Source organism: Nocardia sp. JCM 34519.1, from assembly GCF_020361265.1.
Taxonomy (GTDB): Bacteria; Actinomycetota; Actinomycetes; order Mycobacteriales; family Mycobacteriaceae; genus Nocardia; species Nocardia arthritidis_A.
On sequence record NZ_JAIRBR010000008.1, the window covers coordinates 165,866 to 180,886 of the forward strand.

The 15,021-nt window shown below is 67.1% G+C and carries 13 protein-coding genes; 6 read left to right on the top strand and 7 right to left on the bottom strand.

Annotated features, from left to right (window positions below; genetic code table 11):
* The first annotated feature begins 197 nt into the window (after window positions 1-197).
* The gene (locus tag LGY53_RS21290; protein WP_225728447.1) at window positions 198-1,277 is read left to right on the top strand and encodes a S9 family peptidase; all 1,080 of its coding nucleotides are present in this window, start codon (window positions 198-200) and stop codon (window positions 1,275-1,277) included.
* On the opposite strand, the gene LGY53_RS21295 is transcribed toward LGY53_RS21290, so the two are convergent.
* From LGY53_RS21295 to LGY53_RS21305, 3 genes are all read right to left on the bottom strand, one after another.
* Window positions 1,274-2,251, bottom strand: a complete 978-nt coding sequence (locus LGY53_RS21295) for a zinc-binding dehydrogenase (protein WP_225728448.1) — start codon at window positions 2,249-2,251, stop codon at window positions 1,274-1,276. The genes LGY53_RS21290 and LGY53_RS21295 overlap by 4 nt on opposite strands.
* Window positions 2,252-2,265: 14 nt before the next feature.
* Window positions 2,266-2,700: a MarR family winged helix-turn-helix transcriptional regulator gene (locus LGY53_RS21300; protein WP_225728449.1), complete on the bottom strand. Its 435-nt coding sequence runs from the start codon at window positions 2,698-2,700 to the stop codon at window positions 2,266-2,268.
* A 67-nt stretch (window positions 2,701-2,767) separates the two neighbouring features.
* Window positions 2,768-3,226 (bottom strand): DUF2231 domain-containing protein, encoded by a 459-nt coding sequence (locus LGY53_RS21305; RefSeq protein WP_225728450.1) that lies wholly within the window; start codon window positions 3,224-3,226, stop codon window positions 2,768-2,770.
* A 262-nt stretch (window positions 3,227-3,488) separates the two neighbouring features.
* On the opposite strand from LGY53_RS21305, the gene LGY53_RS21310 reads away from it, so the two are divergent.
* Entirely contained in the window at window positions 3,489-4,325 is an 837-nt protein-coding gene (locus LGY53_RS21310; protein ID WP_225728451.1) for a phosphatidylinositol-specific phospholipase C domain-containing protein, read from the top strand.
* Window positions 4,326-4,391: 66 nt separating this feature from the next.
* On the top strand, window positions 4,392-5,582 hold the full coding sequence (locus LGY53_RS21315; protein WP_225728452.1) for a S1C family serine protease: 1,191 nt from the start codon (window positions 4,392-4,394) through the stop codon (window positions 5,580-5,582).
* A gap of 143 nt (window positions 5,583-5,725) precedes the next feature.
* Here LGY53_RS21315 and LGY53_RS21320 read toward each other — a convergent pair whose 3' ends face one another.
* Window positions 5,726-7,309, bottom strand: a complete 1,584-nt coding sequence (locus LGY53_RS21320) for a carboxylesterase/lipase family protein (RefSeq protein WP_225728607.1) — start codon at window positions 7,307-7,309, stop codon at window positions 5,726-5,728.
* Between the two features lie 60 nt (window positions 7,310-7,369).
* Complete coding sequence (locus LGY53_RS21325; protein ID WP_225728453.1) at window positions 7,370-9,331, bottom strand: helix-turn-helix domain-containing protein; 1,962 nt, start codon at window positions 9,329-9,331, stop codon at window positions 7,370-7,372.
* A gap of 271 nt (window positions 9,332-9,602) precedes the next feature.
* Between LGY53_RS21325 and LGY53_RS21330 the strand changes: the two genes are divergently transcribed.
* Complete coding sequence (locus LGY53_RS21330; protein WP_225728454.1) at window positions 9,603-10,949, top strand: tannase/feruloyl esterase family alpha/beta hydrolase; 1,347 nt, start codon at window positions 9,603-9,605, stop codon at window positions 10,947-10,949.
* A 47-nt stretch (window positions 10,950-10,996) separates the two neighbouring features.
* Here LGY53_RS21330 and LGY53_RS21335 read toward each other — a convergent pair whose 3' ends face one another.
* A complete protein-coding gene (locus LGY53_RS21335; protein ID WP_225728455.1) occupies window positions 10,997-12,304 on the bottom strand; it encodes a PHB depolymerase family esterase in 1,308 nt (435 codons plus the stop codon).
* A gap of 237 nt (window positions 12,305-12,541) precedes the next feature.
* Here LGY53_RS21335 and LGY53_RS21340 point away from each other — a divergent pair, with 237 nt between their 5' ends.
* Window positions 12,542-13,462 (top strand): LLM class flavin-dependent oxidoreductase, encoded by a 921-nt coding sequence (locus LGY53_RS21340; RefSeq protein WP_225728456.1) that lies wholly within the window; start codon window positions 12,542-12,544, stop codon window positions 13,460-13,462.
* A gap of 3 nt (window positions 13,463-13,465) precedes the next feature.
* Here the strand turns inward: LGY53_RS21340 and LGY53_RS21345 are convergent, their stop codons facing one another.
* Window positions 13,466-14,269 (bottom strand): MBL fold metallo-hydrolase, encoded by an 804-nt coding sequence (locus LGY53_RS21345; protein WP_225728457.1) that lies wholly within the window; start codon window positions 14,267-14,269, stop codon window positions 13,466-13,468.
* Window positions 14,270-14,316: 47 nt separating this feature from the next.
* Between LGY53_RS21345 and LGY53_RS21350 the strand changes: the two genes are divergently transcribed.
* The gene (locus LGY53_RS21350; RefSeq protein ID WP_308102949.1) at window positions 14,317-15,006 is read left to right on the top strand and encodes a Uma2 family endonuclease; all 690 of its coding nucleotides are present in this window, start codon (window positions 14,317-14,319) and stop codon (window positions 15,004-15,006) included.
* Window positions 15,007-15,021 lie beyond the last annotated feature (15 nt).

Here is a 15,021-nt window from a genome sequence, read left to right on the forward strand (position 1 = left end):
GATGTCGTAACAGTTCATTTCAACTGATCGGTCCTTTAGATGTCGCCGGTTTCGGCGACATGCGGTCGAGTGGCGCTAAATTCGGTCACCGATCGTGCTCGAGGATCGAGGTTGGATTGAGCCCCAGGATAATTGGATATAGCGGAATACGATTCGCCGCGCTGCGATGTATCGGGGTCATCGCATTGGTCGGAATAATGTTGGCGGGCAATGTATTCACAGCCCACGCGGAATCGGCCGAGACCGGTTCGGTCGCCTCGTACGCGCCGGGCGCGAACTGGGGCGGCATCGCCGACACCGCGAAAATCCGGTACGTCACCGAAAGTCCAACCGGCGCAACGATAATCGCCACCGGCATCATCGCCGTACCGGACGGTCCCGTGCCGCGGCAGGGCTGGCCGGTGGTGGCGTGGGATCACGGCACCCGCGGTCTCGGCCCGGCCTGCGGGCTCACCGCTCGTCCCGGCGTCGATGCCGAATTGGTGCGCCGCCTGGTCGATCTCGGTTACGCGGTGGTCGCTCCGGACTATGTCGGCCTCGGTCCCGGCGCGGAAACGGCGCACCCCTACCTGCAGTCGCGCACCGAGGCGACGGCGACGATCGACCTGGTGCGAGCCGCCCGGCACGCCGACCCGAGGTTGTCGAATATCTGGGCGGTGGCCGGGCTTTCACAGGGCGGGCACGCGGCGCTGAACAGCGGATACCTCGCCGACGGTTACGCACCGGAACTGGATTTCCGCGGCATCGTCGCACTGGCGCCCGCATCCAATGTGGAGAATGTGCTGCCGATGTTCGGCCCGCAGGCGCCCGCACTGCCCGTGCTGACCCCGGTGGTCGGGTTGGTGGCCGCGGTATTCGATGGAATGCGGGTCGGCGCACCGGATTTCGATCTCGGACCCTACCTCACCGCGGACGGCGCCGAACTGCTCGACCGGATGGCCTTCAGCTGCGGACCGGAGTGGGCACAGCGGGTGGGCACGGAAACGCTCGGATCGGTACTCGCGCAACCACTGTCGGCGGGACCACTGCGAGACCGATTGCGGCGGTACGCATCCGTGCCGACCGCTGGCTATTCGCGGCCGATCCTGATCGCGCACGGCATGGCGGATATCACCGTTCCGATCGCGGCCAGTATGGCGCTGACCGACCAGCTACGAGCGAACGGAGTCGATTTCACGTTCCGCACCTATCCCGCCGCGGATCACGACGGCGTGGTGGACGCGGCCTGGCCGGATGTCGTCGACTTCCTCGGCCGCGTCCTGCCGAGGCCAACTTAATCACGCACGGACAGTGCGATTTTCGCATTACGGCCGGGTCGCTCACTGGCCGCGGCGGCCTCGCCCGCCGACTCCAGCGGATAGCTGGTCTCGATATCGAGCCGCAGCTCGCCGCGGGCGGCCAGGCCGACCAGTTCGGTGATCAGCCTGCGACGGTTGTCGGCGCCGATCTCCTCGGCCCGCTTGGATCCCCAAAAGCCTTTCACCACGGCCTGTTTGAAGATGAGCCCACCCGGATTGACGATGAGCGGCTTACCGGACAGCGCGCCGAAGGAGATGAGCTCACCACCGGGTGCGAGCAGGGATAGCAGATCGTCGGCGGCGGGCCCGCCGACCTGATCGACGGCGCGGGTGATCGGTCCGCCCGCCGCGGCGGCCTGTTCGAGCCAGTCGGCCGACTCGGTATCGATCACCGGCTCGAAACCCAACTCCCCCAACGATTTCACCGACGCGGGACCACGCACCAGGTTGAGCACGTTGATGCCGCGCTGCCGCGCGAGCACGTTCACCAGACGACCGACCGCGCCGTTGGCCGCGTTGATCACCATCCAGTCACCGGCCGACAGCCGCAGATCCTCCAGCAACATCAAGGCGCTCAACGGCATTGCCAGCAGCTGGCTCGCCGTCTCGTCCGATACCGCATCCGGCACCGGCACCAGCTGCGCGGCCTTGGCGACGAAGTATTCGGCCCACACCGCCTGCGCGCCCGAAACGGCAACGCGCTGACCGATTTCCAGCCCGGTCACGCCATCTCCGAGCGCATCGATCCGGCCGACGCCCTCGGTGCCGGGGATGGCGGGCAGCTGCGGCTTGTAACCGTAGACGCCGCGCACGATCGCGAGATCGTGGTTGTGAATTGGGCTCAGCGCCAAACGGATTCGCACCTCGCCGGGTGCGGGTTCGGGCAACGGGCGCTCGGCGGTGGTCAAAACCTCCTCGGGTTCCCCGAATCGCTCGATGACGACTGCACGCATGGACGGCTCCTTTTTCAGCTTCGTTCGGCGAGCGCCCGGGTCATCCGCCGCAGCAGGTCGCGCAGCGTGCCGAGCTCTTCGATGGACAGACCGGTGGCCGCGGCCAGCTGTTCCGGCAGACCGCATGCGGCGGCGCGCAGCTCGCGACCCGCCTCGGTCAGGTGGATCTCGACGCGGCGCTCGTCGGCCGTAGACCGGCTCCGCTCGACCAGGCCCGCCCCCTGTAGCCGCTTGAGCAGCGGAGAGAGCGTTCCGGTGTCGAGCCCGAGCGCCGTGCAGAGTTCGCCGACGCTGCGCCCGTCCCGCTCCCACAGCGCGAGCATCACCAGGTACTGCGGGTAGGTGAGGCCGAGCTCGTCGAGCTTCGGACGGTAGGCCGCGTTGATCGCCCGCAGTGCCGCGTAGAGCGGGAAGCACACCTGCGCGTCGAGGGTCAGCGGATCAGCCACGTCCTACAATGTAGTAAACAATAATATTGTGCGCAATATAATCGCCGGTGTTACGAGTCACAGCCGCTCAGGACTGCGTACCCCAGACCGCGTGCGCACCCGAATCGCCGATCCGGTAGACCTGGGCGGTCGCGGCGACGCCCGCGACGATCGCCAGGATCGCGACGGCGACCACGATGGGCGCGCCCAGCGATCTGTCGCGCCGCTCCCGCAAATGGACCACGGCCAGCAGCACCGCGGCGATCAGCAGCGCGATCGTGAAATAGATCAGCGTGTCGCCGAGCTCGGCATGATCCCGAATGGCCGGCGTGCGGCCGATGTGATGCTCCAACCAGTCACCCGCCTCGGTGGTGATCGGCGTGAGCACCGCGCAGATCGCCGCCAGCGCGACGACCAACCAGATGAACCGCTCGCGCGCCGCGCGCCACACCGCGCACAGGATCAGCAGTACCGCGGTCAGCGGCACCAGCACCACAAGTCCGTGCACCAGCAGAACATGCGCAGGCAGACCGTTGATCGTCGTCATGAAAACCTCTCACCGATGGCCACTGCCGAACAGTCTCATCCGGCTCGCTCAGAACTTCCTGTCGATCGGATGCGTGTTCGCATTGAGATCACGGCGAGTCGCGGACCGGGGTTCGGTAGCGGCGGAACTCGGTTCGGTAACGGCGCGCGACCGCTGACCCGTCACGGCATCGAAGTGTCCGCGAATTGTCCGCTGGCGCAGTGGCTTTGCGCGTTCTAGCGTTCGAAGCGGTGGCTGTCGGTTCCGGGGAGAGGGGAACGGCATGGTCGAGCTGTTGAACTGGATGTCGGCGATCCCCGACGAGCTCAGCGTCACCGAGGTATCCATTCCCGGCTCGGATCGCTCCGCGGCGCTGCGCGACGGCGAACCCTTCGGCTATGCCCAGCACCAGGAGAAATCCATCGGATGGCAACTGGCACACGGCATTCGATACCTCGATATCCGCTGCCGGGTGCTGCCGCGCGGCGGGCTGGAGGTGCAGAGCGGCCCGGTCGATCAGCGGCAGACACTGGCCGATGTGCTGGAAACCTGTGCGGCGTTCCTGGATCAGCTGCCGAGCGAAACGCTGCTGCTGCGCATCCGGCAAGAGGGTTCCGGTGACGAACTGCGGTTCTGCACCGCCTTCCGCGACCACCTCGACCGGCGCGGATTCCGCAAACTGTTCCACCTCGCCAGCACCTTCCCCACCATGGCCGAGGCGCGCGGCAAGGTGGTGTTGATGTCCGGCGATCCCTATATCGGTGAGGGGATCCGGTTCGACAAGACCCGCGTCGACCTCCAGGACGACTACGACGATCCGACACCGGAACAGAAGCTGGCCTGCATCCGCCGCCACCTCGACCGGTGCCAGCGCGCACGCTCGACCGCGAAGCTGTTCGTCAACAGCGTGAGCGCCTCCGGCGCCGTTTCGAATCGGTGGACGCCGCTCGCCTACGCCGACGAACTCAACCCGCATGTGCCCGAACTGCTCGGTAAATACGCCAGGCGCGGCCGAGGCGTCGGCGTCATCGTCTGCGACTACGTCAACCGGCTCGGCCTGTCCGAACCGGAGACCGACGAACTGATCACCGCCGTTGTGAGCTGCAACGATCTTCGATGATTCGTTATCAGGGAATGCGGACAGACCCGTCAGCGAGTTCTCAGGAATGCCGCGTTATCTAGAAATATGAGCGAGGATTACCGGCCGCGGCACGACTGGCACTACGCCGGTGCGCCGCAGCCACCAGCACAGCCATCCCAGTTCGAACAGCGCGGTCACCGCACCGCGGGCCTGGCGTTCGGGGTCGCCGCACTGGCGCTGACCGTCGGCGCGGCCGCCGCCGGTTGGGGCTACGTCGCGCACGGCGCACCGCAACAGCCCGGCGCGTACGCCAAACCCTATTCGGCACAGCCGGTGTCGAACGCGCGGACCAATCCGGGCAGTATCGCGGGCGCGGCGGCGAAGGTGGCACCCGGGCTGGTCGATGTCAACACCGAGCTGGGCTTACAGGGCGCACAGGGCGCGGGCACCGGCATCGTGCTGACCTCCGACGGCGAGGTGCTCACCAACAATCACGTCGTCGCGGGCGCGACCGCGATCTCGGTCACCGATATCGGCAACGGCAAGACCTATAACGCGAAGGTCGTCGGCTACGACCGCGCCGACGATATCGCGGTGCTGAAGCTGGTGAACGCGAGCGGCCTGACCACCGCGCCGCTCGGCAATTCGGACCGCGTCGCGGTCGGCGACACCATCGCGGGTGTCGGCAATGCGGGCGGTGTCGGTGGGGCGCCGAGCGTCGCGGCGGGCCGGGTCACCTCGCTCGGGCGCACCATTACGGCGAGCGACGAATCCAGCGGCAGCTCCGAACAATTGAAGGGGCTCATCCAGGTCGCCGCGAATATCCAGCCGGGCGATTCGGGCGGCCCACTGGTCGCGGCCGATGGCACCGTCGTCGGCATGGATACCGCGGCATCGGCCGGTTACCGGTTCCAGCAGGCCGGTATGACCAGCGGCGAGGGTTTCGCGATCCCGATCAACCGGGCGCTGGCGGTGGCCAAGGACATCACCGCGGGCAACGCCTCCGACACCGTGCACATCGGCCCGACCGCCTTCCTCGGCGTCACGGTGAGCGACACCAACGGTTCCGGCGCGCTGATCCGCGGCGTCGTACGCAACGGCCCGGCCGATCAGGCGGGTCTGACGGCCGGTGACGTGATCACCGCGGTCGACGGCAAGTCCGTCGAGTCGGCGACCGACCTGACCCACCTGCTCGACCGCGACCATCCGAATGATTCGGTCACCCTCACCTGGGTCGATCAGATGTCGCAGCAGCAGAGCGGCCAGGTCGCGCTCGGGACCGGGCCGGTCGGCTGAGCGGATCGTCTCGCGCGGGTTCACCCCGCGCGCGGTGGCCGGGCTGCGCGCCGCGCTCACCTCAGATCTCCGAGCCCGAGCAGCGGAAGTCGGGCTGGATCAACGGAATCAAGCGCTGGCAGGTGCGTTTCGACCGAGTGGGATCAGTACGGCATCCGGATCACCCGCGACCAGAAGTCGCAGCGATGGTCGGTGTTGAAGGCGTCGATCTGGATCGGGCCGGAAGTGTTGGGGCGCAACGACATCAAGGAGTTGGTCGAGCGGTCCGGCATTGCGGGCAGGTCCGCCGGATCGGGTGTGCCCGCGATGACGAAGCGACTCCAGTAACGCACCATCTGATCCGACAGCGCCCGCTGTTCCTCGGTCATCATCAGGCTGTCGATGGCGAGGCCGATCACCGGAGTACCGCCGAGGTTCCACAGGTAGGCCAGTTCGCTGGCGTGAAATGCGCCGAGCGGGAAGGGACTCGGCGGCGCGGGCGGATTCGGGTCGGCGAATTCGTAGACGTAGGCCGGGCCGCGCCGGGCCAGCATCGGACCTTCCCGCGCGATCAGGCACGAGGTCAGGTCGCTCCACGCCCGGGTGAGCGCCTCGACCGGCTGCGGATAATCGCTCAGCGGGTATTGCGCTGTCACGGCATCGATTTGGTCGGCGGGCACCCGAAATCCGTTGCCCTGGTCGGCCAGTGCCGTTGTGAGTGCCTGCCGGTATCCGCCGGGAGTCAGCGGGTGGATGCCGTATTGCAGATAGGTCCAGAGGGCGCGCTCGTCGTGGTTCGCGCCGTAGATCACCGGCACCGGCGGCAATTTCGCGCCGCTGGCCCGATCCCACGGGCTCTCCGGCAGGAACGGCGTGCCGACGGTGCCGCCGACCTGATCGTTCACCGCCAGAATCCGCTCCACCGGCAGCGCGCGCAAACAATCAGCGGGGCTCGGCGTTTCGGCGCAGCCGAGCTTCGCCACCGCGCCGGCGCCCTCGGATTCGGCCTGCGCCTTGGTTTTCCACCACATGCACGGGCCGCTCTGCATGATCGCCGCGCGATACAGCCCATCGGAACCCGGAGCGGCGAGCTGGGTGCACACCGACTGCCCGCCCGCCGATTCGCCCGCGATGGTGACCTGATCCGGATCGCCGCCGAACGCGGCGATATTGCGATGCACCCAATCCAGCGCGAGCTGCTGATCCATGAAACCGTAGTTGCCGACATCGCCATTCGGCTCCTCCAGCGATTTGTCCGCCAGATAGCCGAGGGTGCCGAGCCGGTAGTTGATGGTCACCACGAGCAGCGGGCCATTGCCCTTGGTCAGGAACTTCTCCGCACCGTACTGCGCGCCGCTGCCCATATTCAGGCTGCCGCCGTGAATCCACACCAGCACCGGCAGCCGAGCCGGAATATCAACGGGCGACCAAACATTCAGGTAGAGACAGTCCTCGTTGCCGGTCTTGCCCTGCGGACAGTCCGGGCCCGGCCTCGTCGCATCGCGCACCCCGTCCCACGGTGCGGGCGCGACCGGTGGCCGCCACCGCAGCGGGCCGATCGGTGGTGCGGCATACGGAATCCCTTGGAACTGCCGATATTGCGAATTGCCGATCCCGCGCACCGCACCGGCGTCGGTGACGACGACGTCCGGCGCCGGTCGCGCATGCGCGACCGCGGGCGCGATCATCCAGCCGAGAACCACAAGCAATGACGCCAACGCCCGCATGTGCGGACCGAAAGTCCTCATCGGCACGCGAGGGATTGTATGGGGTTACACCGTTTTCGACCGGCGGATCGGGCAACGACGTCAGCGGAGGAGCACCGAGGTCTCCCGGAGTCGGTGCAGGCGAAGGGCCAGTTGGATTTCCAGCGCGCGGTCGGGCTGCTGCCAGCCCGCGCCGAGCAGGCCGGTGATCCGCTCGATGCGCTGGGCGACGGTATTGACGTGGATGTGCAGCCGCCGCGCGCTGTCGCGCAGGCTCGCGCCGGTCGCGAAATAGGTTTCCAGCGTTCGGATCAGCAGCGTGCCGCGCCGCCGGTCGTATTCGAGGACCGGTCCGAGCATCCGGTCCAGGAAGGCGAGCACGTCACCGCCCTGGCCGACGAGCAGCCCGACGAATCCGAGATCGGCGGCCCCCGCGGCCGCACCCCGCCGCCCGAGCGCGTGCAGCACCTCGATGCACCGCAGGGCCTCCGCGCACGCGGACTGCGCACCGCCCGGCAGCTCGACCGGCCCGGAACCGGCTACGGTCGCGGGGTTTTCGAGGATGACGTTCAGTTCGGCGGCGACCTGCCTGGCCGCCGCCGACGCATCTTCGCCGGGTAGCAGCAGGTAGGCGTGGTCGCCACGGGTGGCGGCCAGGCCCTGCCTCGTCACGGTGTATGCCGTCGTCCACGCGTCGGCGCGGCGCTGCCCGCCGTGTTCGGCGACGACGAGCACATGCGGGCGATCGAGATCGATGCCGAGTAGCGCACCCCGGCCGCGCAGGTCGTCCCGGCCCGTCACGCGGCCGCCGATCAGATCGTCGAGCAGTTCGCCGCGCACCCGCCCCTCCGCCTCGGCGATACTGCGCCGGAAGAGCAGCAGCAGCGCGGTGACCAGCGCGGCCCGCTCCAGGATCCGCTGATCCGACGGCGACAGCTCCCCCGGATGGCGCAGGACGAGGGTGCACAGCGGGTCGGTGCCGGTGCCCGCGGGCGCGGCCCACAGCCCGCTCATTCTGGCGGTGCGGCCGAGTCTGCCTGCGGTGGCGACGATTTCGGCGACCAGACGGTCGTCGTCGAGCGGATCCTCCGGGCCGGGGCTCGGCGCGCGCAGCTCGGCGATGCGGCGGCGGTCGGCGTCGAGCACCAGCAGTTCGCCGCCGAGGATATCGACGACGACCGCCGCGATATCGGCGACACCGCCGCCGCGCACCACCAGATCGGTCATCCGGTCGTGCGCCTGGGCCGCGCGTTCCACGGTGTCGTAGTGCGCGTGCATGGCCCGGTTCGCCGCGCTGAGTTCGGCCAGCGCGGAACGGGTTTCGGTGAGTCTGCGGGCGGAGTCGAGCGCGACCGTCGCGTGCGCGGCCAGCGATACCAACAGCGCGATCTCTTCCGGCGCATAGGGTTTCGCGTCTCGGTGCGAGGCGAACAGCACGCCGATCACCCGGTCGCCCAGTTTCATCGGCACGCCGAGGATGGCGACCAGACCTTCCTCCCGCACCGCGGAATCGATTTCGGCGGTGTGCCGGAAGCGGTTGTCGGCGAAGTAATCCGCGCTCGAATAGGGCACGCCGGTCTGGGCGACCAGCCCGCCGAGGCCGTCGCCCATCGCCAGCCTGGTGGCCCGGAACTTCGGCGATCCGGCGCCGTCGGTGACCCGCATATAGGTATCGCCCCGCGCCGGATCCGGCACGGTCAGGTAGGCCACGTCGGCGCGCAGCAGCCTGCGCGCCCGGTGCACGATGGCGGCCAGCACCGCGTCGACATCGCGCAGCGCGGCGAGATCGCTTGCGGTATCGAACAATGCGGCCAGCTCCGCCTCCCGGCGGGCACGCCGCTCCAGCAGCGCGCGCACCCGGAGTGCGGCGAGTTTGGCCGATTCCAGTGCGGCAATGGTGGCGGCGGGCGCACCCGCGGCCCTGGCCTCCAGCAGCGGCGCCTCGAATTCCACGGCGGGCGCTTCCCTTTCGAGGAGCTGCAGGAAGATCTCGCAGGTCATGACGGTCATTGTGGGCAGCGCAACCACATTCGGTCCAGCCGCCGTCCCGGTGTCGACACGCATCCTGCCCACCATCCGTTCCCTCGGGACGCCGAGATGTGATGTGGAACACTAAATCCGCGCGATGCGGCTGGGCGATGTGCTGTGTAGCCATATTTTTGGGCTGCGATATCCGTATCGCACACATATCGAGTCGATGAGCTGGGGTCGAACCCGGCTGTCGCGATGTCTGGCCGAGCCATCACCGGGTCGGCAAATGTGTGGGTGCATCACCTGTTTCCACCGGCGGCAAGTCCGCAGAATTCCGGCATTCCGCCGATAACGAGGAGCCGTCATGCCGCCGTCCCGGCACATCACCACCCTGGCCATCGCCGCCGTACTGCTCTGCGGCGCTGAACCGGCGAACGCCGAACCGCCGCCCGAAAATTGTTCCGCGCCAACGGTTATCGGTGCCGAAATGCAGGTCGCCGCCTGCCTCGCCGATCTCACCACCTCGGGCACCGTCGCCTCCGGTCACACCATCGCGGCCGAGTGGGACGGCCTGCAGCCCGCCGAGACGCGCAACCCCACCGGCGTACCCGGCATCCAGATCGACGGCTACTTCCCCGATAACTCGACGACCAACACCGATCACGGCTGGAATCACGACAGCCAGTTCGTGATCCGGTTACCGGAACGCTGGAACGGCGGGCTGGTCGTGGCCGGAACACCGGGGAACCGCAGGCAGTACGCCAACGATTTCACCATCGCCGACTGGGTGCTCGCGCGCGGCTACGCCTATGCCGCCACCGATAAGGGCAATACCGGCGCCGCATTCTTCCAGGGCGAGGCCGAACCGGGTGACGCGGTGGCCGAATGGAACCGTCGCGTAACGGAATTGACGATCGCCGCACAGACAACCGTCGCACAGCGCTACGGTAGGCCCGCGGCGCACACCTATGTCGCGGGGCAGTCCAATGGCGGCTATCTCGTTCGTTGGCAGCTCGAAAATGTGCCGTGGCTCTACGACGGCGGCATCGACTGGGAGGGTTCGCTGTGGCAGGCCGACGGACCGAACGTGCTGACCTTCCTTCCCGCCGCGTTACGGAATTATCCAGGGAGCCAACATGATCCGTCCGCATACGCCGGAATGCTCGCGGCGGGCTTCCCGGCCGAATCCGAACCGCTCTGGGACTACCACTACCGCAACTATTGGGATCTCACCCAGCGGATCTACCGCCGCGAATTCGATCCGGACTACACCGCGACCGAAAATCCGTTCTGCCAAAAGGGGACTCCCGGCTGCGATGCCGATTACGACTATCTGTCCCGTCCCGCGAGCGTGCGCGCGGCGATGTCGAAGGTCGCGCTGACCGGACGTATTCAGCGGCCGCTGATCACGGTGCACGGCACGCTCGACGCGCTGTTGCCCATCACCGCCGACTCCGATGTCTACGCGGGCATGATCCGCGACCAGGGACGTGCGGATCTGCACCGGTACTACCGCGTCGAGGGCGGCAATCACACCGACGGGCTGTACGACGCGCATCGGGACCTGCTGCGGCCGCTGTTGCCCTGCTTCCGAACGGCTTTCGCCGCGCTGGAGGACTGGACCACCGCGGGGCAGGAACCGCCGGTCAGCGCGACGCTCCCCCGCCCGGCGACCGGTGATCTCGCCAATACTTGCGCGCTGAACTCTTGAAGTCGACGAAATGGCCCGGAACCCAATGGGTTTCGGGCCGTTGATTGTCAGCACCGGCCGTCGGCGACCACCCAGTAGTCGGGGCCGGTTTGGCGCAGGGTGTGGGTTGTGAAGGTATTCCACAGTCCCATCGCGTCATTGGACCCGTTGGCGTAGGTGGAACCGAGGGTGACGTGGGCGCGGCCTGCCTGAACATGGTCGTAGTTCGACGCGGTCACGCAGACGGGGGCCGGAGTGGTGGTTGTCGGCGGAACCGTCGTCGTGGTCGGCGGAACCGTAGTGGTCGGCGGCGGGGTCGTGGTCGGGGTCGTCGTCGGCGGGGTCGTCGTCGGCGGCGGCGTCGAGGTCAGCGCGCCGACCATCGCCATCACCGCCTTCATCTGCGGGCCCGCATGTTCGGCGTAGGAGGCGCCGGTATAACCCCACCAGTCCCAGCAGCCGTTCGGATTACTCGACGACTGCGTTATCGCCTGCGGATACAGCACGATCAGATTGTTGGTGTCGGCGTATTCGTTCAGGTAGGCGTCCTTCATGAAGGTGTCACCGATCGAGTCGTAGCTGTATCCCTGTTTGCAGCCGTGCAGCGTGACGAGCAAGGTGCACGTGGTGCCACCGGCGCAGGCGGACGGCACGTAGGCGAATCCGTGGTCGTCCATGCTGATCGATGCCGCGCTGCCGCCGCTCACATACTGGTTCTGATCGAATTCGATCAGCTGCCCGCCGAGGGCCGAGGTGTTCGGGGCCCGTACGCCGCCGAGCAGCTGCGCGAGCAGATCGTGCTCGGGATCGTTGCCGCAGTTGTTGATATAGGGCGCGGCGGTACTCGCGCAGGCCACCGGGCCGAGCGGACTAACCCACGCATGCCCCGCGCCGGTCGCGTTGTCGTACACCACATTCGCGCCGAGATCGCGATAGTAGGTGGCGAGGTCGTCGTTCACCGCGGCGGCTACGGTGGTGTCGCCGGTGCCGTGGTACAGGTAGACCTTCGAACCGGATAGTCCCGAAACCGGGTCCAGCACACCGGAATTCGCGCGATCACGGGTCTCCTGTTCCAGTTCGGCGGGCGTTTTGCGGGTCTGATAGGTGGCCATGCACGCGTACTGGGCGGTGAAGACGGAGTCCTGCGCGCAGTCGTACGGTCCCGCGGTGAAGATTCCGGCACCCTTGAAGGTGCCCGAATAGGCGACGTGCAATTGGTTTGCCATAAACCCACCCGAAGACACACCGGCCACATATACGGCCCCGACGTGATATCCGGATAACGTCCCCGGAGTCGGCGATGGCACGGCCGCGAATGCGACGCCGGTCGCGATACCCGAGCACAGGGCCGCGACCGCCAGTAGAAATCGTTTCATCGAATGGGCCTTTCATCCGGTGCTGCTATGGGAGGCCATGGTGCTCCCCCGCACCCCGCGAAACCACGTGCCGCAAGCCCACTTCCGCGCCTCGAATTGTGTCCGCCGACAACCATCCGGCCGCGTTCGTCCGGCACGCGGTGAGTCGAAGCCGCGGGCCGCCGCAATATCCACAGGTGCCGCATCCGTCGCGCTGACAAGACCTGGGCGTCGATGCCAGCGACTACGCTCTGATCCATGGCACTTCGGTTCGCGATAGCATTGCCGCAATACTTCTCGCACGGCGAGTTCGAGCCCGGGCGGATGCGCGAATATCTCACGCGCGCAGAGGAACTCGGATTCGAGAGCGCATGGACCACCGAGCAGACGCTCGGGGGCATGCCGCATTTCGGACCGCTGGAGACGCTGGCATACGCGGCGGCGTGCACCGGCACGCTGCGGTTGGGCTGCGCGGTATTCGTCAGCTCGCAGCACAGCCCGGTGCATCTGGCCAAGAGCATCGCCACCGTCGACCAGTTGAGCGGCGGCAGGTTGGAGGTCGGCGTCGGTGTCGGCGGACGCGGCCGGGCACTGGCGGCCTTCGGGGTGGATCCGGAGACGTTGGTCAGCCGGTTCACCGAGGGCATCGACCTGATGAAGGCGCTCTGGACGCGGCCGACGATAGATTTCGATGGACGATTCTGGCAGCTGCAAGGCGCGATGCAGGAGCCGAAACCGTTCCAGCGGCCGCACCCGCCGCTGTGGATGGGTGGTTCGCATCCGAACGCGATCCGGCGCGCGGTGCGCTACGGCGACGGGTTCTTCGGTGCGGGTTCGACGACCACCGAGAAGTTCGCCGAGCAGGTCCAAATATTGCGAAAGGTGCTCGCGGACAGCGGGCGTCGCGATTTCCCGACCGCCAAACGGGTGTACATCGCCGTCGACGACGACGCGTCGGTCGCGCGACGGCGGATCAGCGACGCGCTGGACCGCATGTACGGAACCTTCGCCGCGCCGGGCACTTTCGCGCCGGTCTCGGTGGCGGGCACACCCGACGATGTGGTGGCTGGCCTGCGCGAGGTGGCAGACGCGGGCGCCGAGCTGATCCTGCTCAACCCGATGGAGCGGCAGGCCGAGCAAATGGAACGCCTTGCGGCAGAGGTTATTCCGCGGCTCTGAGGCTCAGCGCAGCCGGTGATACGCGGCCGCATCGTGTGCCGAGAACATCGTCACCTCGCCACCGTGCGTCCGCCGCAGCTCCGCGAGTCGCGCGATATTCGCCCGGTACACCGATGGCAGCGCCGCCATCGGCACCCGCGCCAGCGCGACCAGGTCGAAACGGGAAGGGGCGGGTCCGATTTCGTCATCGGACCAGTAGGAGTCCCCGGCGTCCAACAACCAGCCGTCGCCGGTGTCGACGGCGACCCCGACATGACCTCTGCTGTGCCCGATCAGCGGGACGACCAGGAATTCCGAAGGCAGGCCGGGTAATTCCCGCACCGATTCGAAGCCGAACCAATCATCGCCGCCGCCAACGGAATTCATCTCCCATTTCGGCCCGTGCGCCCAGTGCCGCGGCTGATAGCGGATGCGCCCGGCGAAATCCGGCCGCATCGCCGCACGAAACTCCGGCTCGTGCACGTGCACGGTGGCCCAAGGGAAATCGGCCAGCCCTCCGGTGTGGTCGTAATCCAGGTGGGTCAGCAGAATATGCCGCACATCGGCGGGATCGAAGCCGAGCGCCGCGACCTGCCGCACCGCGGTCTCACTCTCGGCCAACCGCGGCCGAACCACATGCCGGGTCCACCCCAGCCACTGCGCCGGCTGCCGCACACAGTCCAGCCCGTACCCGGTATCCACCAGCACCAGAAACCTATCGGCCTCGACCAACAGACAATGGTCGACAAGCCCACCAACCATCGACCCGCAATTGAGGTGATGCACCTTCACCCGCGTCACCATACCCAGCTGGAACCGTGATTTCACCGAGGAGAATCCGTCGACTTCGCCAGAGCATTCGGCTATGTGTTCGGATGCTCGACGACGATCGCGGCGGTTACGATTGCCGCATGGCCAGCCCACGCATCGAGCGACCTGACCTCCCCGAGTACATGACCTGGGAGGAACTCGAACGACTCCCGGAAGAGATCGCCGAACAGATCGAACTGTGGAACGGTCGTGTGGTGTGGGTACGACGTGGCCCAGGCGAACATCAGTTCTTCTCGAACCTGCTCTGGGCGGCATTGCTCCGCTGCTCGCGGAAAGTGATGTCGGAGGACACCGAACAATGCTGGCGAGTCGTAACGGAAACCAACATCCACTTCGACCCAGCCGGCAAATCCGATTTCGTAACCCCCGACTTCCTGGTCCACCGCTGCCTCGGCCCCTACGAGGACGTCCGCGCCACCGATGTGTTCTTGGCAGGCGAAGTCCTTTCGCCCGGCAATAGGCAGGTCGACATCGAGGCCAAGAAAAGCCGCTACGCCGACGCCGGAATCCCGTGGTACTGGGAAGTCCACTTGGTCAGCGGCGTCAGCGCCGTCGAGGTCATTCGTGCCTACGGCCTGCAAACCGGCGAGGGCCGCTTTCCGGCTGACGTGCACCCACTCCACCGAACCAACTACATCCTGATAGACGAATGGACACCCGAAGACCGCCCGAACGGTATCGAGTTCGGGGAACCTTTCCCTATCAACATCCCGTGGTCCGAACTCGCATTCTGAACGTCCGGACCAGGT

What these genes read in the sequence shown, in the direction of transcription:
- LGY53_RS21335 (WP_225728455.1), bottom strand. Translation starts at nt 12,304, where the DNA reads ATGAAACGATTTCTACTGGCGGTCGCGGCCCTGTGCTCGGGTATCGCG.
- LGY53_RS21310 (WP_225728451.1), top strand. Translation starts at nt 3,489, where the DNA reads ATGGTCGAGCTGTTGAACTGGATGTCGGCGATCCCCGACGAGCTCAGC.
- LGY53_RS21325 (WP_225728453.1), bottom strand. Translation starts at nt 9,331, where the DNA reads ATGCGTGTCGACACCGGGACGGCGGCTGGACCGAATGTGGTTGCGCTG.
- LGY53_RS21290 (WP_225728447.1), top strand. Translation starts at nt 198, where the DNA reads ATGTTGGCGGGCAATGTATTCACAGCCCACGCGGAATCGGCCGAGACC.
- LGY53_RS21330 (WP_225728454.1), top strand. Translation starts at nt 9,603, where the DNA reads ATGCCGCCGTCCCGGCACATCACCACCCTGGCCATCGCCGCCGTACTG.
- LGY53_RS21320 (WP_225728607.1), bottom strand. Translation starts at nt 7,309, where the DNA reads ATGAGGACTTTCGGTCCGCACATGCGGGCGTTGGCGTCATTGCTTGTG.
- LGY53_RS21315 (WP_225728452.1), top strand. Translation starts at nt 4,392, where the DNA reads ATGAGCGAGGATTACCGGCCGCGGCACGACTGGCACTACGCCGGTGCG.
- LGY53_RS21305 (WP_225728450.1), bottom strand. Translation starts at nt 3,226, where the DNA reads ATGACGACGATCAACGGTCTGCCTGCGCATGTTCTGCTGGTGCACGGA.
- LGY53_RS21295 (WP_225728448.1), bottom strand. Translation starts at nt 2,251, where the DNA reads ATGCGTGCAGTCGTCATCGAGCGATTCGGGGAACCCGAGGAGGTTTTG.
- LGY53_RS21350 (WP_308102949.1), top strand. Translation starts at nt 14,317, where the DNA reads ATGCTCGACGACGATCGCGGCGGTTACGATTGCCGCATGGCCAGCCCA.
- LGY53_RS21340 (WP_225728456.1), top strand. Translation starts at nt 12,542, where the DNA reads ATGGCACTTCGGTTCGCGATAGCATTGCCGCAATACTTCTCGCACGGC.